Consider the following 22,290-nt stretch of genomic DNA (forward strand, 5'->3'; position numbering starts at 1 on the left):
CCATTTTTTTTACTTTAAATCCTCTTAAATGGGGATATCATTGATTTTGGTTCTTCTTAATAATCCCATGATATGGTTACTTTATTAACTTCGAAAGGAGAAACATCAATGCCACAGTTTGGAGATCCCTTTGCAGGGAATGTAGAACGGAAAATGAACAAGAAAGAATTGGCAGAGGCCATCCGGTTGGACTTGGCGGGAGAATTGGAGGCAATCTATTTATACGATGCTCACGTTCGTGCAACGGATAATGCCATCGCAAAAAAAGTTTTGGCGGATATCCGGGATGAAGAAAAAGCACATATCGGTGAGCTAACGACGCTGATGCGTTATTTAGATGCTGAGGAATATAAACTCTTTGAGTCGGGGGCAGAGGAAGTCCATGAAATGATGCGGGAATTAGGAATTCCCGTGGACAGCACGGATGCCAAGTCTCCAGAGGGTGCCACCATTGGCAGCCTGAAAGAAGAATAAGGTGGATCAAATGGATTACTTAGGACGGACGACAGCCCCCTTTGGGGATACCCTATGGAATGACATTGATACCCATGTGGTAAAGAATGCCAAAAAGTTTTTGGTTGGCCGGCATCTCATGCCCCTTTATGGTCCCTTGGGTGCCGGAATTTTAGAAGTCAATGTTGACACTAAAAGAGAAGAAGCCTTTGATGGCGGCATTGCTCGAACCTGCGGGCGCAGCATGGTGGATCTTTTACAGATTTATGAAGATTTTTGGTTGTTTTGGCGGGATTTAGAAGAGGAGGAACGCTTAAATACACCGGTGGATTTGTCCAGTGTGGATCAGGCAGCCCAGACCCTGGCCCAGCGTGAGGATGAAATTATCTTTTTCGGTCAGGAGCAGTTGGGCATCAAGGGTTTATGTAATAGTGAGGGTGTCATCACGATGGCCCGGGATGATTGGAGTGTCGGGCAAGATGCTTTCTTGAATATTGCCAAGGGCATCAGCCAGTTTTATGAATCCGGCATCATCGGCCATTACGCGTTAGCCATGGGCCCGGATTTATATTATAGCCTCCAGCGCATTTTGCCGGAAACCGGTGTTATGGAAATCGACCGAATCCGGGGTCTTTTGGATGGTCGGGTGTATGTCAGTAGAGCCCTGATGGGAAAGGCCATTCTATTATGTGGGGAAGCTCAGTTTATGGACTTGGCCATCGGCCAGGACATGACGACGGCCTATGTGGAGTATGCGGAATTAAACCATCACTTCCGGGTTTTAGAAACCCTGGCCCTTCGCTTGAAAGTCCCCCAGGCTGTTATTGTGTATTAAGTTTATAAATTTTTAAATAAAAGACACCCCCACCCTTGGTCATTAAAAATGGCGAAAGGACCGGGGGTTCTTTTATTTCAGAGCGGGTATGGGTTTTTTACGAAAAAAGGAAAAGCGGGTAGTCCCAGGATCAAAATTAATGTATAATGAAAGGGATTTTAGTAGACTGAGTAGCCAATGAGGAGGTAGACATGGGAGGATTATTCGGGGTAGCAACCCGGGATGATTGTGTGAATGATTTATTTTTTGGGGTCGATTATCATTCCCATTTGGGAACACGCCGTGGGGGAATGGCAGTATGTAAGGATGGTTCCTTCGACCGGGCAATCCACAATATTGCCAATGCGCCCTTTCGGACGAAGTTTGAGCAGGACGTGCAAAACATGGAAGGAAATCTAGGGATTGGAGCCATTAGTGATAGTGATCCACAGCCCCTGATTGTCCGGGCTCACTTTGGCCATTTTGTGCTGGCCACAGTGGGGCGGGTCAATAACGCTCAGGCCATCTTAGATCAGGTTTTAGCGGATCGCAGAGGGCATTTTATGGAAATGAGTGCTGGACAGATCAATACGACTGAGTTGGTGGCATCGATTATTTCTTCCCAGGAAAACCTGCTGGCGGGTATCCAGGCTGCCCAGGAGCTGGTGGATGGGTCCTTAACCATGCTGGTGATGACCGAAAAAGGGATTTTAGCTGCCCGGGACCGCCTGGGGCGCACCTCCCTGGTTATCGGGGAGCAGGACCGGGGCTATGCCATTTCCATGGAGAATTTTGCTTACCAAAACCTGGGGTACCGGGATGCCTACGAATTAGGACCCCAAGAAATCGTGATGGTGACACCTGAGGGCTATGATGTACTTTCCAAGGCGGGAGAGAACATGAAGATTTGTGCCTTCCTTTGGACATATTACGGCTACCCCACCTCCAGCTATGAGGGGCGCAACGTGGAGGAAGTGCGGTATCGCTGTGGAAAAGCCTTAGCTAAGCGGGATCAGGACATCGATGTGGATTATGTCAGTGGGGTGCCGGATTCCGGCATTGCCCATGCCCTGGGGTATTCCCACGCTTCGGGCCTGCCCTATAAGCGTCCCCTGATTAAATATACGCCAACCTGGCCCCGAAGCTTTATGCCTCCTAAGCAGAGTATGCGTCAAATGATTGCCCAGATGAAGCTGGTGTCGATTTCCAGCCTCATTAAGGACAAACGGCTGCTCATCATTGATGATTCCATTGTCCGGGGGACCCAGACGAAGAAAATGGCGGACTACCTCTTTGGGGATGGTGCCAAGGAAGTCCACATTCGGTCAGCCTGCCCGCCCATCATGTTTGGCTGTAAATATTTAAATTTCTCCAGGTCGACATCGGAGTATGATTTAATTACCCGCCGGATTATTAAAGAGCGGGAGGGCGACCATGATGAGGAGCGTCTCTTTGAATATGCCGATCCCAATACAGAGGTCCACCAGGAAATGGTGGATTGTATTTGTAAGCGCTCGAAGTTTACCTCCCTTAAATACCATCGTCTGGATGAGATGATTGAGGCCATTGGGATTGATCGGTGTAAGGTCTGTACTTACTGCTGGGACGGGAAAGAATAATGCTGTCCCGGGTTTTTGGCTGCGGGCTCCTGGGGGTGGACGGTTTTATGATCACCGTGGAGACGGATGTGGCTAATGGGTTACCCGTGTATGCGGTGGTGGGGCTGCCGGATGCTGGTATTCGGGAATCCAAGGAACGGGTGTATGCAGCCTTAAAGAACAGTGGGTTTCATTACCCCATGCAGCGGATAACCATCAATCTGGCTCCGGCGGATTTTAAAAAGGAAGGCTCGGCCTTTGATCTCCCCATTGCCATCGGCTTGCTCCTTTCCTCAGAGCAGATTGAGGTGGTTGATATTGAGGATTATCTCATTGTGGGTGAGCTTTCCCTGGGTGGAGAGATTAACAGTGTTACCGGGGTCCTGCCCATGGCCCTAGCAGCCAGAGACCACGGCTTTAAGCACATCATCGTGCCCAAGGCCAATGGGGCGGAGGCTGCGGTGGTGGAGGGCATCACGGTCTATCCCGCAGGTCATATCACCGAAGTAACGGCCCACCTGACGGGGGAAAAAATCCTGGAAGCCAAGCGCGTGCCCTTGGAGGCACTGTTAAAGGATAGGCGAGCTTGTGATAAACTGGTGGATTTTGCAGATATCCGGGGGCAGGAGGCGGCTAAACGTGCCCTGACCCTTGCGGCGGCCGGGGCTCACAATATTTTACTCAGCGGCCCTCCTGGTTCCGGAAAATCCATGATGGCCAAGGCCTTTCCCTCAATCCTTCCAGACTTGGATGCCGAGGAGGTTTTGGAAATTTCTAAGATTTATTCCGTAGCAGGCCTGTTAAAGGGCCAGCGTCTGGTCACCACACGGCCCTTCCGGGCCCCCCATCATACCATTTCTAAAAATGCCCTGGTGGGGGGCGGGCGCATTCCAAAGCCTGGGGAGGTCTCCTTGGCTCATTTGGGAGTCCTCTTTTTGGATGAACTGCCAGAGTTTTCCCGGGGGAGTATCGAAACCCTGCGCCAGCCCATGGAGGACCATTCGGTTACTATTTCCCGGATTAATGCCTCCCTGACCTACCCGGCATCCTTTATGCTCATTGCCAGCATGAATCCCTGTCCCTGTGGCTATAATGGGGACCCAACCCATGCCTGCAGCTGTACACCCGGGGAAATCCATCGTTACGCCAGTAAAATATCAGGACCCCTCCTGGACCGCATCGATATCCGCATTGAGGTGCCAGCCACCTCCTTTTCCGAGCTGGAGGGCGGGGCTTCCGGGGAAGGGTCAACCGTTATCCGAGAGCGTGTCAATGGGGCCAGACAACGTCAGCGGGAGCGGTTTAAAGAATATCCAGGTATTTTTTTCAACAGCCAGCTCACCCCTAGAATGATTGCCGAGTGCTGTGTCCTTAAAGGGGAGAGCTTGGCCTTTATGGAGATGATCTATAAGAAAATGGCTCTAAGTGCCAGGGGGTATCACCGTGTTTTAAAGCTAGCTCGAACCATCGCCGATATGGAAGGTGCCGATGTCATCGAGCAGTACCATTTGGCAGAGGCTGTTCAATATCGGACCCATCCAGTCAGTCACTAGAGGCCGGCATGATCGCTAAAGGAAAAGAAAGGAATGGAAGAATGGACCAACTGTATTGGGTTTGGCTACTGTCAATACCAGAAATCGGGAATACCACCCGTCAACGGCTGTTAGCCCATTTGGGGTCACCCCAGGGGATTTATGAAAGTGATGGGCCGGCCCTGAAGGCTATCGAGGGTCTTAAGCCAGAAAAACGGGAAGTATTGATAAAGAATCGTGATTTGAGGGGAGCCGAAAAAGCCATCCGTTACATGGAACGCCATCATATTCGGCTCATCACCCAAGGAGATGCTGCCTTTCCATCTTTTCTTCATGAGATTTATAATCCACCGACAGCATTTTTTGTTAAAGGAAATGTGGAACTGTTGAAGGCACCTTTAAATATTGGAATCGTGGGTTCACGCAAGGCATCTCCAGGTGGCTTAGCCCAGGCTCGGCGGCTTAGTCGGGATTTATCGGAAAATGGAGTTACCGTGGTGTCTGGCTTTGCAGCAGGTATCGATGCGGCCAGCCACGAAGGCGCCCTGGAGGGGGTGGGCTCTACCATTGCGGTGTTGGGTTGTGGCATTAATGTTTGTTATCCCAAGGCTAACAAACCGTTGTATCATGAAATTTTAGAGGGGGGAGGGCTAATCTTAACGGAGTTTTTTATGGATACCCAACCCCTGGCTTTTCATTTTCCCTTGCGCAATCGGATTATCAGCGGACTTTCCGAGGGATTACTGGTGGTGGAAGCGGCGGAAAAAAGCGGGGCTCTCATCACTGCAAAGCACGCCCTGGAGCAGGGGAAGAATGTCTACGCTATTCCCAAGGATATCACCCTCGTTCAAAGCGTGGGGTGCAATAACCTGATTAAGGATGGCGCCAAGGTGGTGACCGAGGCCCGGGATGTACTGGAGGATTATGTGGATTTTGTCCCGGTGCCCGATGGGGAAGAGACCGTAAAGTCCGTAAAAAATTTGAAACTATCCGAGGATGAAGCAAAACTGTTTAACCTCGTTGCCAGAGGGTACAACACCACGGATCAATTGGTCCTGGTTTCAGAAAAACCCATTGCAGAAGTCAATGCCCTCCTCTCCATGATGGAGCTGAGGGACATCCTCCGGGTGGATTATGGACGGGTGACTTTGTTGTAAGGGCCTCTATTTTTTATGCCGGAGGATCTCATCCAGGATCCGGTGGGCGGTATCCTCCTTGCTCATGAGTCCCAGCTCTGAGACCGAATCCTTTGTGATGATGGTGACGACGTTGGTATCGCCGGAGAAACCGGCACCGGCTACCTTCAGGTTATTGGCAATGACCATATCCACATTTTTTCGGACTAGCTTATCCTGACTGTTTTTAACAAGATCCTGGGTTTCCATTGAAAAACCGCATAAAAATTGATGAGGAAGGCGTTTTTCTCCAAGAGCCCCTAGAATATCCGGAGTTCGTTTAAGGGAGAGGGAGAGATGGCCCTCCTTTTTTTTGATTTTATCCTCCGCACAAACTAAAGGAGTATAATCCGCCACTGCCGCAGATTTAATGATAATCCCATGGGACGGGCCCTGGCCCATGACCGCATCGTACATATCCTGGGCACTTTCAACAGCGATATGGGTGGTGAAGGGGACCTTTGATAATTGGGTCGGACCGGAGATAAGGGTAACATCGGCCCCACGCAGCATGGCGCACCGTGCCAGGGCATAGCCCATCTTTCCGCTGGAATGATTGGTGATATAGCGAACCGGGTCCAGGGACTCACAGGTGGGACCAGCTGTAATGAGGATCTTTTGTCCCAGTAAATCTTTGGGACAGGCAATTTCCCGGTACAGATAATCCAAGAGGACCTCCTCAGCGGGCAGCTTACCGGCTCCCTCATCCTTACAGGCTAGAATACCAGAAGCCGGCTCGATGATAATAAAGCCAGCATCCCGGAGGATTCCGATGTTCTTTTGCACGATGGGATTGTTGTACATGGCCGTATTCATGGCTGGAGCAACGATTTTCGAGCAGGTACAGGCTAAGGCTGTGGTGGTAAGCATATCATCAGCCAGGCCATAGGCCAGCTTGGCAATGATATTGGCTGTGGCCGGTGCAATCAATAGGGCATCAGCCCGTTTGGCCAGGGCCACATGGGCCACATTATAATTTACCGTCTTATCGAAGGTATCCACAATAGTATTGTGGCCCGTTAAAGTGGAAAAGGTCAGTGGTGTGATGATTTCCGTGGCGTTCTTAGTCATGATGGTGTGGACATCACATTTAGCCTTAGCTAAAGCACTGGCGACATTGGCCATTTTATAGGCTGCAATACTACCGCTAATCCCTAAAATGACAGTTTTATTTTTTAATTCCATTGGATTCAGACTTTCTTTATATTTTTGTTTATTTTATAACAAATACAGGGGATGCGTCAATAAAAACAGTAGACATCACCTTAATTTTTGTGTACAATTACCCCATTAGCATTGTATCCGTTAATCGGAACGATAGCAAGGAGGTCATATTTAATATGAAAAACAAATCAACATCGGATCTGGTCCAGCTTTCTTTGTTTGTTGCCATCATCGTGCTCCTGGCAGTGACACCGTTCTTGGGTTACATTCCATTGGGGTTCACCAAAGCGACAATCATCCACATTCCTGTGATCATCGGCAGCATCGTTTTGGGATCGAAGAAAGGGGCATTCCTAGGCTTTGTATTTGGATTAACCAGCCTGCTAAACGCCACTTTTAACCCGACGCCCACATCCTTTGCCTTTAGCCCGTTTTATTCCTTTGCAGGGGTAAATGGGAATTTCTGGAGCTTGGTCATCTGTTTTGTTCCCCGTATTCTAGTGGGTATTGTTCCCTTTTATGTTTACCGGGCACTTAAATCAAAGATTGGTAAAGATAGTGTGGCATTAACCGTTGCTGGTGTGTGCGGCTCTTTAACCAACACCGTTTTAGTCCTCAGCCTCATTTATTTCTGCTTTGGACAACAATACGCGGCTGTTTCCGGGGTAGATTACTCAGCTCTGGTGGGCGTCCTCATGGGCGTTGTTGGAATTAATGGAATACCCGAAGCCATTGTGGCTGGCGTCCTGACCCTGGCCGTTGCCAAGGTGTTGCTCAAATATCAAAAACATGTTGCCTCACCGGCATAATTAAAGAATAGTTTGTAAACAAAGCCCCTGTTGCGAAAGCGAAGGGGCTTTTTTAAGGCCTTTAACAAAGGGAAAAAGCGTGTTTTTTAAGAAAGGCTTAATGTTTTTTATACAATCAAAATGAAGGAACTATAGTAAAGTCTTGCATATTAAAGAGATTATCTCGATAAAAGGACTTTAAAACTTAAGAATATGAATAAAAATCTTAAGCATTATTCATATTTTACATTTTGTATACAATTCTATCTAGTTTTTATGGTATGATTTATAAAAATGATTAAGGTGTGAAATGGAGTTGAATATATGAGTACAGCGTTTTCGCAATCAATGCCTATCCTGGAAAAATATACGAAGTTGTTATTCGAGAATGATCGGATTCCAGAAGAGCTTTTCCAAAAATATAAAGTAAACCGGGGCCTCCGGGATCTCGAGGGTAAAGGGGTCTTAACCGGTCTCACGGAAATTTCCGAGATTCAATCCCATATCGAAAAGGACGGAAAAAGGGTGCAATGTGATGGCCGCTTATTTTACCGTGGAGTGGACGTCCGAGATATGGTTCGAGGATGTGTGGAAGAAAAGCGTTTTGGATTTGAAGAGACGACCTACCTCTTGTTGTTTGGCTCTTTGCCTAATACTGAGGAGCTTCAGGATTTTGTTGATGTTTTGTCCCATTACCGGACACTTCCAACGAGTTTTGTTCGGGATATTATTTTAAAAGCACCTAGTAAATCTATGATGAATACCTTGGCAAGAAGTGTGCTGACGCTCTATTCTTATGATGATTTTGCCAGTGATACTTCGGTCTCCAATGTTCTGCGCCAGTGTATTGAACTTATCGCACTTTTTCCGCTTTTAGGAGTTTATGGTTATCAGGCCTACCGGCATTACGAGCACGGTGAAAGTCTGTTCATTCATTCCCCTGACCCGGAGCTGTCAACAGCAGAGAATATTCTCCATATTCTGCGACCGGATAGTCAGTATACCGAGTTGGAAGCCCGAATTTTAGATATTGCCTTGATGCTTCATGCGGAGCATGGGGGCGGGAATAACTCGACCTTTACCTGTCACGTCGTTACTTCTTCGGGCACGGATACCTATTCGGCGATTGCAGCAGCATTAGGTTCCCTTAAGGGACCCAAGCATGGCGGCGCCAACATCAAGGTGGTTGAAATGTTTGAGGATTTGAAAAAAGAAGTCAAGGATTGGGATGACGAAGCAGAAATTGAAGCGTATTTAGGGCGTCTCCTAAACAAGGAAGCTTTTGACCATGCTGGTCTGATTTATGGGATGGGTCATGCTATTTACTCCAAGTCTGATCCCCGTGCGGAAGTTTTTAAGGAATTTGTCCGAAGCCTGGCAGAAGAAAAAGGACGCATGGATGAATTTAATCTATACTTTAATGTTGAGCGTTTGGCACCAAAAGTCATTGCGGAAGAGCGTAAGATCTATAAAGGTGTTAGTGCCAATGTGGACTTTTATAGTGGTTTTGTCTACCATATGTTAGGATTACCCACGGAGCTGTACACCCCGATTTTTGCTTTTGCTCGGATTTCAGGATGGAGTGCCCATCGTTTAGAAGAACTGATTAATGCGGGTAAGATTATCCGTCCGGCGTATCTGGCCATTGAGGAACGTAAGGACTATGTCCCACTAAATGAACGATAATCTTTAGACTTGAAAAAGCCCATTGAGGGCTTTTTTTATGTGGATTTGAGAGAGATTATTTTTTGATATACCCTTTTCATTTAAATTATGGTATAATTAAATTGATTTTGTAAAGGTGGGACAAAATAACACTGTAATGTATAAAAGCAACATGGAGAGGTTATAGAGAAAGGGGTTGTATGATTGTATCATACAGATTTTAGAATGAAAAAAGTCGACTTAAACTGTTTAGGAATTAAGAGTGAAGGCCTGTTGAATTTGGGAAAAGCAGAGCTGATTACACGGGCAGTAGAAAAAGAGGAGGGGCAGCTGGTTAACTCAGGGGCATTAGCCACCTACACGGGGAAATATACCGGCCGTTCTCCTGACGACCGCTTTGTGGTGGATGATGAAGTCAGTCACCATACCGTTGAGTGGGGAAAGACCAATGTACCATTTTCAGAAGAAAAATTTGAAGCATTATATAAAAAATTAACGGCCTATGCCTCGAACGCCAATGAGCTCCTTGTTTTTGATGGCTTTGCCGGTGCCGATACGGATTATCGACTCCCTATCCGTGTGGTGGATGAATACGCCAGCCACAGCCTGTTCGCGCGAAATTTATTTATTAATGCGGCAGAAGGAGAGGTCGTTACACCAGAATTCACGGTGATTTCCATGCCCGGATTCCTTTGTGATCCGGAGATTGATGGGACCCATAGTGAAGCAGCCATTATTTTGAGCTTTAAGAAAAAGGTCGTTCTCATCGCAGGGACAAAATATTGTGGGGAAACCAAGAAATCCATTTTCTCGGTGATGAATTATCTCTTACCCCAGAAAAATGTGTTTCCCATGCACTGCTCGGCAAATATGGGGAAAGACGGCGATACCGCCTTATTCTTCGGCCTTTCCGGGACAGGGAAAACAACCCTTTCCGCAGACCCTGAACGCTCCCTCATTGGAGATGATGAACATGGTTGGAGTAACAATGGTATCTTCAATTTTGAAGGGGGCTGTTACGCCAAATGTATCGATTTGACGGAGGAACGGGAACCGGAAATTTTTAGAGCAATCCGTTTTGGATCGGTGGTTGAAAATGTGGTCTATGACGAAAATGGCGATCCGGATTTTACCGATAAAAAATACACAGAAAACACCCGGGTGGGGTATCCCCTGGAATATATTCCCAATTGTGTGATTCCCAGTGTGGGTAACCATCCCAAGACGGTGATTTTCCTGGCTGCCGATGCCTTTGGGACCCTGCCACCAGTGGCAAAACTCAATCGGAGCCAGGCCATGTATCACTTTGTCAGTGGCTACACCAGTAAGCTTGCCGGGACAGAACGGGGGATTACGGAGCCTCAAACAACCTTTAGCACCTGCTTTGGGGCACCCTTCTTGCCCTTGCCGGCAGCACGTTATGCAGAACTTTTAGGAGAACGGATTGATGCCTACGACTGTAATGTCTACCTGGTTAATACTGGGTGGTCTGGTGGGGCCTACGGTGTGGGTGAACGGATGAAGCTGTCCTATACACGGGCCATCATTACCGCAGCCATTAATGGGGATTTAGCCAAGGCGGAGTATATCCACGATGATATTTTCAATATGGAAGTTCCCACCAGTTGCCCCGGGGTGCCTGCGGATGTTTTAATTGCCAGAAACACTTGGGAAGATAAAGCCGCCTACGATAAGACGGCCAGACATTTAGCTGAGCAATTCGAAAAGAATTTTGCAAAATACGAAAATATGCCCCAAGAAGTGGTAGACGCTGGTCCGAAGGCAAAATAATTAATGGAAAAAAGATATAAAAAGGAGGTCTTCGCCGCCGGGGCGAAGACCTCCTTTTTAATCATTATAAATGGCTTTATTGCACCGTGATATCACAGCAGCAGCGCAGAAAATCACAATAATCCTCAATCTCATGGAATTGGTCTTGATGCAGCAAGGTATATTCGGCCACTTCCAGAACCCGTCTTTGGATGTGGGCTAAATCCTCACGCTTTTTAATGCGTTTGATTTCACAGCTTTGAGCAAAGTCTGAGGTAATCCGAATGGTGGCACTGACGGTGGCGTAGTTCAGGGCATCCCGGAGGATGGCATCCACGGTGGCTGCACAATCGCCATCCAGGCCGTGCTTTTGCCAAAGCTTTTGAAACATCCGATTAAAGGCGTGGTGTAAGTCAGCAATTACCCCCAGGTCATAGGACTGCATCCGGGTGCGGGTCGCCATGGGAATTTCCGGGGTACCCAGCCAGGAGACGTGGTTTAAAATGAAGCTGCTGGTCAGACGGCCCATATCCATAAAGCCGGCAGAAAAGCCGGAAAACTCCGTATCCAAAATCTTAAGCTCCGAGGCGTTTAACATGATGTTGGAGGTATGGAGGTCGTTGTGGCTTAAACATTGATGGGAATGCTCGAAGCGTTCCGACAAATGGGCAATCATCTTCAAAATATCCGGATTATTGGCGATGCGCTCCCGTAGAGGGGCGTTTTCCGGCTCCATGGGCTTTGCCAAATTAATTAAGGGACAATCTGTGGTGAGAAAGGCGTTCAGCCGATTGCTCTCTTCACTTTGGAAGTAGGCTTCCATTTTTGTTTGAGCCGAAGGACTTAAATAATCGGGGGAGGTGTAAAAACACAGCCCGGCTAAAAAGGCCCCCATGCGTTTTCCAAAATCCGGGTATTCCACTCCCGCAGTAATTTGGAAGCGCATTAAATCCAGATGGCTTAAATCCTCCATAACAAAGATGCCGGCCGCATAATCCGCCAGATAAATATCCGGGACAATGCCCTCACACAGCTTGTTCAAAAAAGCCAGAGTCCGAATTTCAGTCCGCATACGGTCCATGGAAAAGGGGTGCTCCTCGCCCGTGGCCTTGACCATAGCCAGCATATAGGGCATCACCTGCTTGACCACCACGGATTTTTGGGTGACCAGGTCCTTCACCTGAAAGATATGATTGACATATCCCTCTGCAGTGTCGGTTTCCTCTAAAATATCAACGGTATAAAAATGAGCGCCCGGTGTAAAAATTCCTTTTTTAACCAGGTAGGTTTGGACATCCGCCTTGGTCATTGGCTTCATAATGTCATCCTTTCGTCAGAAATTCAGAATTCCGGGGATATTGCTCCGGTAATTTGCGCAGTAATGCGGTGAGTTCGATAATGTGGCCCAAACGTCCACCACTGGTGAGCAGTGTGCGGCAGAGGATGAGAATAAGCTGCTGGGGATAGACGCGTTCTTCCTCGGGCAAACGAGCCAAATCGTAGCATAATCCCCGGTCGGCGATACGGGAGCCGGCGTTGAGGGCCGTGTAGCTCAGGGCATCGACAAAATGGCTTCGGAGATAGCCTTCCACATCTAAACTCTTGAGAATATAACTGTCCGCCTGGTTTTCCTGGCAGAGGGACTGGAAGGTGGATTCAAAGCGGGTATACATGGTCTCTAAAATATCCAGGACGCTTTCTTGGTAGGCCAGACGGGCCGCTGGTGTATAGCTGCCATCATCCCCCAGCCAGGACAAATAGTTAAGACAAAAGCTGGCGGTCAGCCGTCCAAAATCCTGGGCGATGGGGCCAAAACCAGCGAATTCTGTGTCGATGATTTTAACGGTGGCTTCATCCACCATGATATTGGAGGAATGGAGATCTGTGTGGATCAAGCATTCCTTGGTGGTGGTAAAAAGCTGGCGCAGCCGTTTGATTTCATTTTGGCAGGTGGTGTCCGTCAGGATGCTCTGGCGCAAGGGCCAGGTGGCCTCTGGCATGGTTCGATGATCTGAGACAATGGCACAATCTTCAAAGAGAAAGGGCTCCAGAGCCGTATACTCCGGATTTTCAAAGAAATCCTGCATGGTTTTGCGCCGAAAGCGCGTCATGTGCAGGTCGGAGGAATAGAAGAGGTTGTGGGCGAAAAAATCCCCCAGCCGCTCCCCTAAAAGGGGAAAGGGCTTCATTCTGGAAAATTCATAACGCAGCAGACTGAGGTGGGATAAATCCTCCATGACGATAATGCCCCGGGGCTCGTCAAAAAGATAGATTTCAGGACAGATGCCAGGGAGTACAGAATTCCAAAAAATCAGAACGGAAATTTCGTTACGCAGGCGCCCTGGGTCCAGGGTCCAGTCCTGAAGGTGAGTATCAGGCTGGCCGTCTCCCTGTTCTTCTGCCCGGCTGATGGGCAGAGCGGCCACTTGCTTCATAACGGCGGAGTGGCCATTATCACCACGAATTCGGTAGATGGTGTTGACAAAGCCCTCCACGCTTTCCTTTATGGCCCGAAGGTCTTCGACGATGAGGACGGTGTCCTGGGGAAAAATCCCCTTATCCTTTAAATACGCTTCTACTTGGGCATTGGTTGATAGGATGGTTTCGGGCATGTTGTCTCCTTTTCTGTAATACTACTTTTTCTTTAATTCTACATAGTGATGGATAACCTCGGTTAACGCTTCAATGCCTTCACCGGTGATGGCACTGACATCATAAATTTTATTTTTATGGATTCCGGCAAAGTTGAGGAATCGATGGCTTCGTTCGACATTGGCCTTGGGGGAATCGATTTTAGTCACCACCCCAATGGCGGGAATGTTGAAGGTGTGAACGAAGTTGGGGGATACCTTGTTTTGTGAATCGATGGCCGAATTTAATAGAATGAGCAGTCCGGCATCGCAGGAAACATTGATGGCTTGGCGGCAAAAAATGGGCAATTCGATAAACTCACCAGGGGTATCGATGAAATTATCCATATAAGTTACCGTTTGGGTTTTTGAATAGTGGATTTCCAGATCCGTCAGGCGCTGTACGAGGGTCGTTTTGCCACACCCAATCTTTCCGATGAGGGCGACACGGTTTCGATTACTGGCCATTGATTAGGAATGGGTGATGCGGTCTGGAATATCAAAGCCAAGGGTGTTTTTAAGGAAGTTGATGATTTCCTTGATGGATGAGTTGACATCGCTCACCCGACCTGTGATAATAAGGGAACCGCTGAAACGGTCTAAAAATCCAATTTCCACCGGGGCGGCTTTCGTTCCGACATCCGCGGAAATGATGGCAGCCTCACTGGGGGTAATGGTTAGGATGCCGATGGCATCGTTGTTTTCTTCATCCAAGCCCAGCTTGATGTAGACATCCTGCTTTGGATTGGCAATGACATGGGCCAGGGTGACCTGTTTCCCAGGGACGTATTCCTGTATGGAACGGGTTAGTTCTTTACGATCGTCAGACATGTCGTTTAACTCCTTTTTGCGCATAATGATTAAACATATTGTAACATAAATCTGAATACCGTTTCACGCCCGGCGAAAATTTGCTGGAATAGGGCAAAAAAATTGTGGGGTGAATTTGTTTGCATTCATTTTATAGGTGGTAATACTCGGAACGGCGTATTATAATAAGGATTAGTATAGGGACGGAGGTATTTTCATGATATGGTATGAAGTTCAAATTAAGACGACTCTGGAGGCGGAAGAAGCCATTGCAGAGCTGTTTTATGAAGCGGGGGCAAAGGGTGTCGTCATCGAGTCTGCGGAGAATCTGTTGCTGGTGCAGGAGGACCCCACGGTGAATTATATTGACGAACGGCTCCTCACCATGGATCCGGATACCTCGATTATCAGCGGATATTTTAGCGAGGAGCTCAATTTAGATGAATGTACCCACCAGCTGTTTACGGGGATTAAGAAGCTGCCGGAGTACGGATTAGATCCTGGGGCCTGTGAGGTATCCATCACAGAGCTTTTGGAAGAAGATTGGGCCAATTCCTGGAAGAAATACTACAAGCCCACCAAGGTGGGAAAAAATATCGTGATTAAGCCCACCTGGGAACCCTACGAGCCCAGTGAGGATGATATTGTGGTCAATATGGACCCCGGCATGGCCTTTGGCACCGGAACCCATGAAACCACCCAGCTGTGTGTGGCAGCCATGGAACAGGTCATAAAATCAGAGGACACTGTCTTTGACATTGGCTGTGGCACTGGTATTCTGTCCATCGTGGCTGCAGAGCTGGGCTGTCAGCATATCATTGGGATCGACTTAGATCCGGTGGCCGTAAAGGTCGCCCGGGAAAATCTCGCCTTAAATAAGGTGGACGATGCCATTGAAATCCGGGAAGGGAACCTGGTGGAGGTCCTGGAGCCCGATGAAAAGGCCGATGTCATTGTGGCCAATATTTTGGCAGAGGCCATCGTCGAACTATCCGCCGCCATTACCCCGTTCTTAAAGCCCGGGGGAGCCTTCGTTTCCTCCGGTATTATCGCTGATCGTCTGGAAATGGTACTGGAGTCCCTAAAGGATCATGCCTTCGAGGTGGAATCCATCGATACCATGGGTGAGTGGAATAGTATCATTGCCAGGAAACAGGTGGTGCAGTAATGCACCGCTTTTTCGTGGCGCCAGAAAGCGTGGGGGAGGGCACCCTGCGCATTACAGGCGAGGATTATAAGCACCTATCCAAGGTGCTGCGTATCGGTCCGAGTGAAGCCTTTGAGGTCTGTGATGGCCAGGGTACCGAGCACATCTGCACCATCGACCAGGACGATGGCAGTGGGGTGGATTGCCGGATTATTGAAACGAAACCCTGTTTCGGTGAAAATACCCTCCGGGTCACCCTCTTCCAGGGGCTGCCCAAGGGACAGAAGATGGATGACATCATCCAGAAATCCGTGGAGCTGGGGGTGAATGGAGTCATCCCCTTTTCCTCAAAACGAACGGTGGTGGACCTCCGGGATAAAGGCAAGAAGAAGGCTGAGCGCTGGAACAAAATAGCCTACGCTGCGGCCAAGCAATCCAAGCGGGGGATCATTCCGGCGGTCCATGAACCCCTAACCATGGGGGCTGTTTTAGAGCAAATACCCGGCTATGATTTATTCCTGGTGGCCTATGAGGATGAACGGGGCCAGGGACTGGCCCAGGTGCTCACATCCGGTGAGAAAAAGCCCATGACGATGGGAATCCTTATCGGACCTGAGGGGGGCCTAGCCCAGGAAGAGGTCACCGCCATGACCGCCGCAGGGGCCCGTTCCATTTCCCTGGGAAGACGTATTTTAAGGACAGAAACGGCTGGCCCCGCAGTACTGGCCAGCTTGAATTTATTTTATGAATTAGTGGAGTTTGGATGTATAAAGGAACAGTAGCATTTTACACCTTGGGCTGCAAGGTCAATAGCTTTGATACCGAGGCAATGGCAGAGCTTTTTGAAAAGGCCGGCTATGAGGTCGTCCCCTTTGACGGGGCCGCAGACGTTTATGTGGTGAATACCTGTACCGTCACCCATTTAGGGGATCGGAAATCCCGGAATATGCTCAGGCGTGCCAGACGCCATAACCCGGGGGCCACCATTGTGGCGGCAGGCTGTTACGCCCAGGTGGCCCCAGAGGAAGTGGCAGCTGTCACCGAGGTGGATCTGATTATTGGAACCCAGGATCGGCTGCGAATTGTTGAGATGGTTGAGGGCTTCTGCCGGGAGGAAGGCCAATATAACGCCGTCTATGATAATAGCCGCAGCCGTGATTTTGAAGAATTGACCGTATCGGAAAACCGTTCCCATACCCGGGCGTTTTTAAAGGTCCAGGAGGGCTGTGATCAGTTCTGTACCTATTGTATTGTGCCCTATGCCCGGGGACGGGTACGTAGTAGAAGTCTGGATTCCGTTGTAGCGGAAGTCTCCCGGCTGGTAGAGGCCGGATTTTTGGAGATGGTGCTGACGGGTATCCACATCACCTCCTACGGGAAGGATATGGATGGGGATATGGGTCTGCTTCAGCTCATCCAGGCCGTGGCCGCCGTGCCAGGGGTGCACCGGATTCGCCTGGGTTCACTGGAGCCCCTGATTTTAAGTGAGGATTTTGTGCAGGAGCTTTCGAAAATCAAGGCTTTTTGTCCCCATTTTCACCTCTCCCTCCAAAGTGGCAGCGATACTGTCCTTGGGCGAATGCATCGGCGTTACACCACGGCGGAGTACACAGAAATTGTGGAACGGATTCGCCGGTATTTTGATTACCCGGCCATCACCACGGATATCATGGTGGGCTTTCCCGGAGAAACTGAGGCCGAGTTTGAGGAAACCCTGACCTTTGTGAAAGCCATCCAGTTTTATCAAGTCCATGTCTTTAAGTACTCCAGACGCCAGGGGACCCCGGCAGCGGATATGGTGGATCAGATTCCTGAGGATGTAAAAACAAGGCGCAGCCAGCACCTGATTGCCCTCTCCAAGGCCCTGGAGGATGACTTTTTAAAGGCCAATCATGGCCGACAGTTAGAGGTTCTCTTTGAACGTCTGACGGAGGATGGTTTAATGGAAGGGCATACCGACAACTATCTTCCGGTTAAAATGAGGGGTTCCCAAAATAATTGTGGAAAAATTGTACCAGTTGAAGTATCATATAAAGATAAAGTGCTGTTTATGGGTACAAACCCAGTTTGAAAATTGAGAGGTGAATTAAGTGGCAGAGGATTGTTTATTCTGCAAAATCGCAGCTGGTGAAATTCCAGCTACAGTGGTCTACGAGGATGATGCGGTGCTGGCTTTTAAGGATATCGCCCCACAGGCTCCGGTCCATGTCGTCATCATCCCAAAAGAGCATTATGATTCCATTCTTTCGGTTCCTGCAGGGGATGATATTATCAGCCATATTCACACGGTTGCCAATCGCATCGTGTTAAAGCTTGGAATTGCTGACGACGGTTTTCGGCTGGTGAATAATTGTGGTGAAGCCGGGGGACAGACCGTGCCCCATCTCCATTATCACCTCCTTGGCGGACGAAATATGGAGTGGCCTCCCGGTTGATTGAATTACCACTAAAGGATGTCTGTGTTTTTTTGCATATATCCGGGCCGATCTGGAATATTTAGTTGACTTTTGACAGAAAATAAAATATAATGATTGTTGCTCAAACTAGATATGCAGGTTTCCAAACTAAGTTTTGCATAAGAGAGGGGGGTTGAAGATGTCTGAAGTAAGAATTAAAGAAAATGAAACGCTTGAAAGCGCATTGCGTCGTTTTAAAAGAAAAACTGCCATGGCAGGGGTTATGTCTGAAATTCGCAAAAGAGAGCACTACGAAAAGCCGAGTGTGAAGCGTAAGAAAAAATCAGAAGCTGCCAGAAAAAGAAAAATGAAAAAAAGATAGGAAGTGTCAATAGTTGACATTAAAGGAACAATTACAAGCTGATTTAAAAACAGCGATGAAAGAAAAGGATAAGGTGCGTAAAGCAACCATTACCATGATCCGTGCCGCTATTTTACAAGTGGAAAAGGATCAAAAGGTTGTCCTGGATGATTCCGCAGTTCTGGATATCATTAGCAAGCAGCGCAAACAACGCAGAGATGCTTTGGAGGATTTTGAAAAGGCCGAAAGAGACGACCTGATTGAGCAGACAAAAGCAGAGATGGCAGTCATCGACGCTTACCTTCCTAAACAATTGTCCCGGGAAGAAATCGAGGCAATCGTGGACGAAACCATTACGGAAACCGGAGTCCAAAGCGCGAAAGATATGGGAAAAATCATGGGCGCACTTATGCCCAAGGTTAAAGGTTTGGCAGACGGCAAGCTCGTCAACCAAATCGTGCGGGAAAAACTACAAGCCTAATCATACGCCACCCTATTGGGGTGGCGTTTTTTTAATGACATCTTCCTTATAAAACCGCTTCTCCTCAAATAATAGCAAAAAGACAACAGCTAAAAGGATATTGCAGAAGAAGATGGCATGGGCATCCCATCGCCAGGTGAGGTGGGCTCCCAGGAAGGCCCCCAGGGCGAAGAAGGCGATGACCAAAAAATACTGGAGGGTTTTGCGGAGCTTCGAGGGGTCGTGGGTTTTCAGGTAGACACAGAAAAACTCCATGCCGGTTCGTAGGTTGCCGGTACACATGGTAGTGGCAAAGGGGGTTCCATGAATGCGCCGAAAGGCCTGGACCTGGAGGGCACAGACAAAGGAAATAGCGACATTGGCAATATAATCAAGGTTATCGGGACTGAGAAAGCCGACGATGGCAATGATGACAAATTCGATGCCGATGACAAGCTGGCGCCAATGCAGATTGTCGCTGTTGATGGACTTTAAGTATTCGGATACCACAATACCCACCGCAAAGGCCAGGATGGGGAGAAGATAATGGACCGCTGCCATGGGCTCCCCCTTGGCGATGCCAATTCCAAGCAAAACAATATTACCAGTTTGGGCATTGGCAAAGACCTGTCCTCGGGAGATATAGGTATAGGCGTCTAAAAATCCTCCAACGATGGCGAGGGTAAGACAGAGAATCATGGATTCTGAAATCGCCAATTGTTCTTCAAACTTTTTTCTAAAGCGTTCTTTCATGGGGTCACTTCCTTTAAAATTCTTGCGTCTATTATGATAGCATAAAAGAGCAAAAAGATATTGTATACAATTTAGAATTTTTTAATGAAATAAATCATTTTTGTGGTATAATTCAATCAGAAAGGGAGATGTTGAGCACAAATTCTTTTCGGAAGTGAAGGTTTTATGAAAGATAGAAAGTATCAAGTCGAGTTTGAAGGGATTGTTTGGGATATTCTGAATCATCCCAAATTCATAGGACTAAAGTCCATAGAGCACCACGGCAACGGTTTGCAGGAGCATTGTATTTCTGTTGCCTACAATTCATACATCATTGCAAAAAAATTAGGTTTGGATGCCGAATCCGTTGCGCGTGGAGCCTTACTCCATGATTTCTTTTTTGAAGATTGGAAAGCGGCTGAAAAAACCGAGAAGGGCTTTGGGCGCATCAAAGAAATGCATGGCTTTAAGCACCCCAAGGATGCCCTGCGCAATGCAACGATTTATTTTAATTTAAATGAAAAAGAAGAGGACATGATCCTCAAGCATATGTTTCCTTTAACCATCGTGCCCCCCATGCATTTGGAAAGCTGGGTGGTTACCATGGTCGATAAAGGGGTGGCCATTAAGGAAATGGCCCAGGAGCACACGCCGCGTAAGCTCTATCGGAAGCTTCGGGCGGCTTAGTCATCAGCCAATAAAAAAATTAAGATATACTGGAGGAAAAATGGGAAATAATTACAGCGTAGAAATTGAAGCGGCAAAGAATCACTTTGCACAGATCATCGAAGAGCAATTCGCCAGAATCCAGAAGATGAAGGAAGAAAAGGACTTTGTTGATTTTGCCAATAAGGATCACATAGTCATTGGCGTGTGTGGTGGGGATGGCATTGGACCTTTTATTACAGCTGAAGGAGAAAGGGTTTTAGCCTTTTTATTAAAGGATGAAGTTGCCTCTGGACGTATTGAGTTCAAGGAAATTGATGGTTTGACCATTGAAAACCGTGCCGCTTGCGGCAAGGCGATTCCAGACGACGTGCTGGCAGAGCTGAAGGCCTGTGATGTTATTCTTAAGGGACCCACAACAACCCCAAGGGAAGGAGACGAATGGCCGAATATTGAAAGTGCCAATGTGGCCATGCGTAAGGAGCTGGACCTCTTTGCCAATGTGCGCCCGGTCAGTGTACCAGAACAGGGCATCGACTGGATGTTCTATCGGGAGAATACAGAAGGTGGCTACGCCGTTGGCAGCAAGGGCATCCATGTGAATGACGATTTAGCCATTGATTTTACCGTAGCAACCCAGGAGGGCTCGGAACGGATTATTCGTGCAGCCTTTGATTATGCTAAGAAATCCGGAAAAAATAAGGTAACGGTGGTCACCAAGGCCAACGTCATCAAGACCACGGACGGTAAATTCTTAGATACGGCTAAGGCTATCGCTAAGGAATACCCGGAAGTAGAAATGGATGACTGGTACATCGATATTATGACGGCGAAGCTGGTAGATGAAAAACGTCGGACCCAGTTTAAGGTTATGGTTCTGCCGAACCTGTATGGGGATATTTTAACGGATGAAGCCGCTGAATTCCAGGGTGGCGTTGGAACTGCCGGATCGGCCAACATCGGCAAACGCTATGCCATGTTTGAAGCCATCCACGGCTCAGCACCCCGGATGGTCAAAGAAGGCCGTGGCCAATACGCCGATCCTTGCAGTATGCTCCGGGCAGCGGGTCTGCTTCTGGAACATATCGGGAAAAATGACGAAGCGAAAAAGCTTCAGATGGCCCTGGATATTTGTGGCTTGTTTGAAAAGAAGCTTGAGCTGACAGGGCGGGATACCGGTGCAACCGGCGCTGAATACGCCCAATATGTCATGGATACCTTATCCAGGGATGACTTAGAAGCGGTTTATGCTTCATACCAAAAATAGGGACGAATCGAATGTATTCTTAGGACGAATTAAGGCAGCTGCTCCGGTGGTTGCCTTTTTTTAATCTTCTTTTAAGTAATCAATACGCCTTAAATCAAAATTAAAAAAATATAAATTGTATCTTAATTTACGTATATTAATTGACAAATTTAAAGAGAGGCTGTATGATAAGTACATAGTGAGGTGTAGATATGAAGAAGAGCGTCTATAGTTTGATGCTGTTTGATGAGATTGTCGAGCAGATCGATCAACTGGCTTATTTAAAGAATACCAATCGGTCCCAGCTCATTAATGATATTTTAGCTGAGCATATCGGGTTAGAAACGCCAGAACAAAAGGTTCAGGCGGTATTGGAATCCCTGGAAGAGAATTTTGAAAATAAATTGTCTGTGGGACAGATGGTTAAAAACTCCAGCATTCAGTTTGGAAAGAGCCTGAAGTACAAGTATCGTCCCAAAGTACGATACAGCTATGAATTCATCGGAAATGGCGGAAATAAGTACGCTGTTCTGAAAATCAGTTCCCGTACCCAGTCCCAGGATTTGAATGCCCATTTCCAGGATTTTTTTGATATTATAAAAGGAATCGAGTCATCCCATGCGGTCGCCGATGGACAATACGGCCCGGGCGATACCAATCATAAATTTGTTCGGGAGTTTAAAACCAGCGGAGAAGTCACCCGGGACGTGGAAAGCATCACTGAAACTTTAACCCGTTATCTGCAGATGATTGATTCTGCAATGACCCACTATTTTGCAGATGTTGATTCTGTGGCAAATATTGCTGGAGAACTTGAAGACATCTATATAAGCTACTATAAGAATGAATAACAAATAAAATGAACACAAAGTGAGGTGTATAC

23 protein-coding genes are annotated in these 22,290 nt (G+C 47.8%); 17 read left to right on the forward strand and 6 right to left on the reverse strand.

Annotation, left to right across the window (positions count from 1 at the left end; all coding sequences use genetic code 11):
• Nucleotides 1-108: 108 nt before the first annotated feature.
• The 5 genes from BLW33_RS01680 (at nucleotide 109) to dprA (ending at nucleotide 5,554) form a co-directional block, all read left to right on the forward strand.
• Nucleotides 109-474, forward strand: a complete 366-nt coding sequence (locus BLW33_RS01680; protein ID WP_090244335.1) for a demethoxyubiquinone hydroxylase family protein — start codon at nucleotides 109-111, stop codon at nucleotides 472-474.
• Nucleotides 475-484: 10 nt separating this feature from the next.
• A complete protein-coding gene (locus BLW33_RS01685; protein WP_090304622.1) occupies nucleotides 485-1,288 on the forward strand; it encodes a family 1 encapsulin nanocompartment shell protein in 804 nt (267 codons plus the stop codon).
• Nucleotides 1,289-1,479: 191 nt separating this feature from the next.
• Nucleotides 1,480-2,886, forward strand: coding sequence for an amidophosphoribosyltransferase (locus BLW33_RS01690; protein WP_090304460.1), 1,407 nt, complete (start codon nucleotides 1,480-1,482; stop codon nucleotides 2,884-2,886).
• Complete coding sequence (locus tag BLW33_RS01695; RefSeq protein ID WP_090304462.1) at nucleotides 2,886-4,418, forward strand: YifB family Mg chelatase-like AAA ATPase; 1,533 nt, start codon at nucleotides 2,886-2,888, stop codon at nucleotides 4,416-4,418. The genes BLW33_RS01690 and BLW33_RS01695 overlap by 1 nt, the downstream gene beginning before the upstream one ends.
• 41 nt (nucleotides 4,419-4,459) lie before the next feature.
• A complete protein-coding gene (gene dprA, locus BLW33_RS01700; protein ID WP_176966579.1) occupies nucleotides 4,460-5,554 on the forward strand; it encodes a DNA-processing protein DprA in 1,095 nt (364 codons plus the stop codon).
• A 6-nt stretch (nucleotides 5,555-5,560) separates the two neighbouring features.
• On the opposite strand, the gene coaBC is transcribed toward dprA, so the two are convergent.
• Nucleotides 5,561-6,757: a bifunctional phosphopantothenoylcysteine decarboxylase/phosphopantothenate--cysteine ligase CoaBC gene (gene coaBC, locus BLW33_RS01705; protein WP_090304465.1), complete on the reverse strand. Its 1,197-nt coding sequence runs from the start codon at nucleotides 6,755-6,757 to the stop codon at nucleotides 5,561-5,563.
• A gap of 155 nt (nucleotides 6,758-6,912) precedes the next feature.
• Here coaBC and BLW33_RS01710 point away from each other — a divergent pair, with 155 nt between their 5' ends.
• The 3 genes from BLW33_RS01710 (at nucleotide 6,913) to pckA (ending at nucleotide 10,980) form a co-directional block, all read left to right on the forward strand.
• The gene (locus BLW33_RS01710) at nucleotides 6,913-7,545 is read left to right on the forward strand and encodes an ECF transporter S component (RefSeq protein ID WP_090244322.1); all 633 of its coding nucleotides are present in this window, start codon (nucleotides 6,913-6,915) and stop codon (nucleotides 7,543-7,545) included.
• A gap of 327 nt (nucleotides 7,546-7,872) precedes the next feature.
• The gene (locus BLW33_RS01715) at nucleotides 7,873-9,210 is read left to right on the forward strand and encodes a citrate/2-methylcitrate synthase (protein WP_242911563.1); all 1,338 of its coding nucleotides are present in this window, start codon (nucleotides 7,873-7,875) and stop codon (nucleotides 9,208-9,210) included.
• A gap of 204 nt (nucleotides 9,211-9,414) precedes the next feature.
• On the forward strand, nucleotides 9,415-10,980 hold the full coding sequence (pckA, locus tag BLW33_RS01720; protein WP_090304468.1) for a phosphoenolpyruvate carboxykinase (ATP): 1,566 nt from the start codon (nucleotides 9,415-9,417) through the stop codon (nucleotides 10,978-10,980).
• 76 nt (nucleotides 10,981-11,056) lie between these two features.
• Here the strand turns inward: pckA and BLW33_RS01725 are convergent, their stop codons facing one another.
• The 4 genes from BLW33_RS01725 to BLW33_RS01740 are packed head-to-tail and all read right to left on the reverse strand — an operon-like array spanning nucleotide 11,057 to nucleotide 14,420.
• The gene (locus BLW33_RS01725; protein WP_090304470.1) at nucleotides 11,057-12,277 is read right to left on the reverse strand and encodes a phosphotransferase; all 1,221 of its coding nucleotides are present in this window, start codon (nucleotides 12,275-12,277) and stop codon (nucleotides 11,057-11,059) included.
• A gap of 4 nt (nucleotides 12,278-12,281) precedes the next feature.
• A complete protein-coding gene (locus tag BLW33_RS01730) occupies nucleotides 12,282-13,571 on the reverse strand; it encodes a phosphotransferase (protein WP_090304471.1) in 1,290 nt (429 codons plus the stop codon).
• 21 nt (nucleotides 13,572-13,592) lie between these two features.
• A complete protein-coding gene (locus BLW33_RS01735; protein ID WP_090304473.1) occupies nucleotides 13,593-14,057 on the reverse strand; it encodes a EutP/PduV family microcompartment system protein in 465 nt (154 codons plus the stop codon).
• A gap of 3 nt (nucleotides 14,058-14,060) precedes the next feature.
• Complete coding sequence (locus BLW33_RS01740) at nucleotides 14,061-14,420, reverse strand: BMC domain-containing protein (protein ID WP_090242649.1); 360 nt, start codon at nucleotides 14,418-14,420, stop codon at nucleotides 14,061-14,063.
• A gap of 196 nt (nucleotides 14,421-14,616) precedes the next feature.
• On the opposite strand from BLW33_RS01740, the gene prmA reads away from it, so the two are divergent.
• The 6 genes from prmA (at nucleotide 14,617) to BLW33_RS01770 (ending at nucleotide 18,784) form a co-directional block, all read left to right on the forward strand.
• Nucleotides 14,617-15,567, forward strand: coding sequence for a 50S ribosomal protein L11 methyltransferase (gene prmA / locus BLW33_RS01745; protein ID WP_090304475.1), 951 nt, complete (start codon nucleotides 14,617-14,619; stop codon nucleotides 15,565-15,567).
• Nucleotides 15,567-16,328, forward strand: coding sequence for an RsmE family RNA methyltransferase (locus BLW33_RS01750; RefSeq protein ID WP_090304477.1), 762 nt, complete (start codon nucleotides 15,567-15,569; stop codon nucleotides 16,326-16,328). The genes prmA and BLW33_RS01750 overlap by 1 nt, the downstream gene beginning before the upstream one ends.
• A complete protein-coding gene (mtaB, locus tag BLW33_RS01755; protein ID WP_090304479.1) occupies nucleotides 16,310-17,617 on the forward strand; it encodes a tRNA (N(6)-L-threonylcarbamoyladenosine(37)-C(2))-methylthiotransferase MtaB in 1,308 nt (435 codons plus the stop codon). Before BLW33_RS01750 ends, mtaB begins: the two co-directional genes overlap by 19 nt.
• A gap of 19 nt (nucleotides 17,618-17,636) precedes the next feature.
• The gene (locus BLW33_RS01760) at nucleotides 17,637-17,981 is read left to right on the forward strand and encodes a histidine triad nucleotide-binding protein (RefSeq protein ID WP_090304480.1); all 345 of its coding nucleotides are present in this window, start codon (nucleotides 17,637-17,639) and stop codon (nucleotides 17,979-17,981) included.
• Nucleotides 17,982-18,141: 160 nt separating this feature from the next.
• A complete protein-coding gene (gene rpsU / locus BLW33_RS01765; protein WP_090242660.1) occupies nucleotides 18,142-18,324 on the forward strand; it encodes a 30S ribosomal protein S21 in 183 nt (60 codons plus the stop codon).
• Between the two features lie 13 nt (nucleotides 18,325-18,337).
• Complete coding sequence (locus tag BLW33_RS01770; protein ID WP_090242662.1) at nucleotides 18,338-18,784, forward strand: GatB/YqeY domain-containing protein; 447 nt, start codon at nucleotides 18,338-18,340, stop codon at nucleotides 18,782-18,784.
• 12 nt (nucleotides 18,785-18,796) lie between these two features.
• On the opposite strand, the gene BLW33_RS01775 is transcribed toward BLW33_RS01770, so the two are convergent.
• On the reverse strand, nucleotides 18,797-19,516 hold the full coding sequence (locus tag BLW33_RS01775) for a YoaK family protein (protein ID WP_090304481.1): 720 nt from the start codon (nucleotides 19,514-19,516) through the stop codon (nucleotides 18,797-18,799).
• A gap of 165 nt (nucleotides 19,517-19,681) precedes the next feature.
• Between BLW33_RS01775 and BLW33_RS01780 the strand changes: the two genes are divergently transcribed.
• From BLW33_RS01780 to BLW33_RS01790, 3 genes are all read left to right on the forward strand, one after another.
• Nucleotides 19,682-20,182, forward strand: coding sequence for an HDIG domain-containing metalloprotein (locus BLW33_RS01780; protein WP_090304483.1), 501 nt, complete (start codon nucleotides 19,682-19,684; stop codon nucleotides 20,180-20,182).
• A 40-nt stretch (nucleotides 20,183-20,222) separates the two neighbouring features.
• Nucleotides 20,223-21,428: an isocitrate/isopropylmalate family dehydrogenase gene (locus BLW33_RS01785; protein WP_090304484.1), complete on the forward strand. Its 1,206-nt coding sequence runs from the start codon at nucleotides 20,223-20,225 to the stop codon at nucleotides 21,426-21,428.
• Between the two features lie 191 nt (nucleotides 21,429-21,619).
• Complete coding sequence (locus BLW33_RS01790) at nucleotides 21,620-22,258, forward strand: hypothetical protein (protein ID WP_090304486.1); 639 nt, start codon at nucleotides 21,620-21,622, stop codon at nucleotides 22,256-22,258.
• Nucleotides 22,259-22,290: the final 32 nt, after the last annotated feature.

It is taken from the genome of Eubacterium aggregans, assembly GCF_900107815.1.
In the GTDB taxonomy this organism is placed as follows: Bacteria; Bacillota; Clostridia; order Eubacteriales; family Eubacteriaceae; genus Eubacterium_O; species Eubacterium_O aggregans.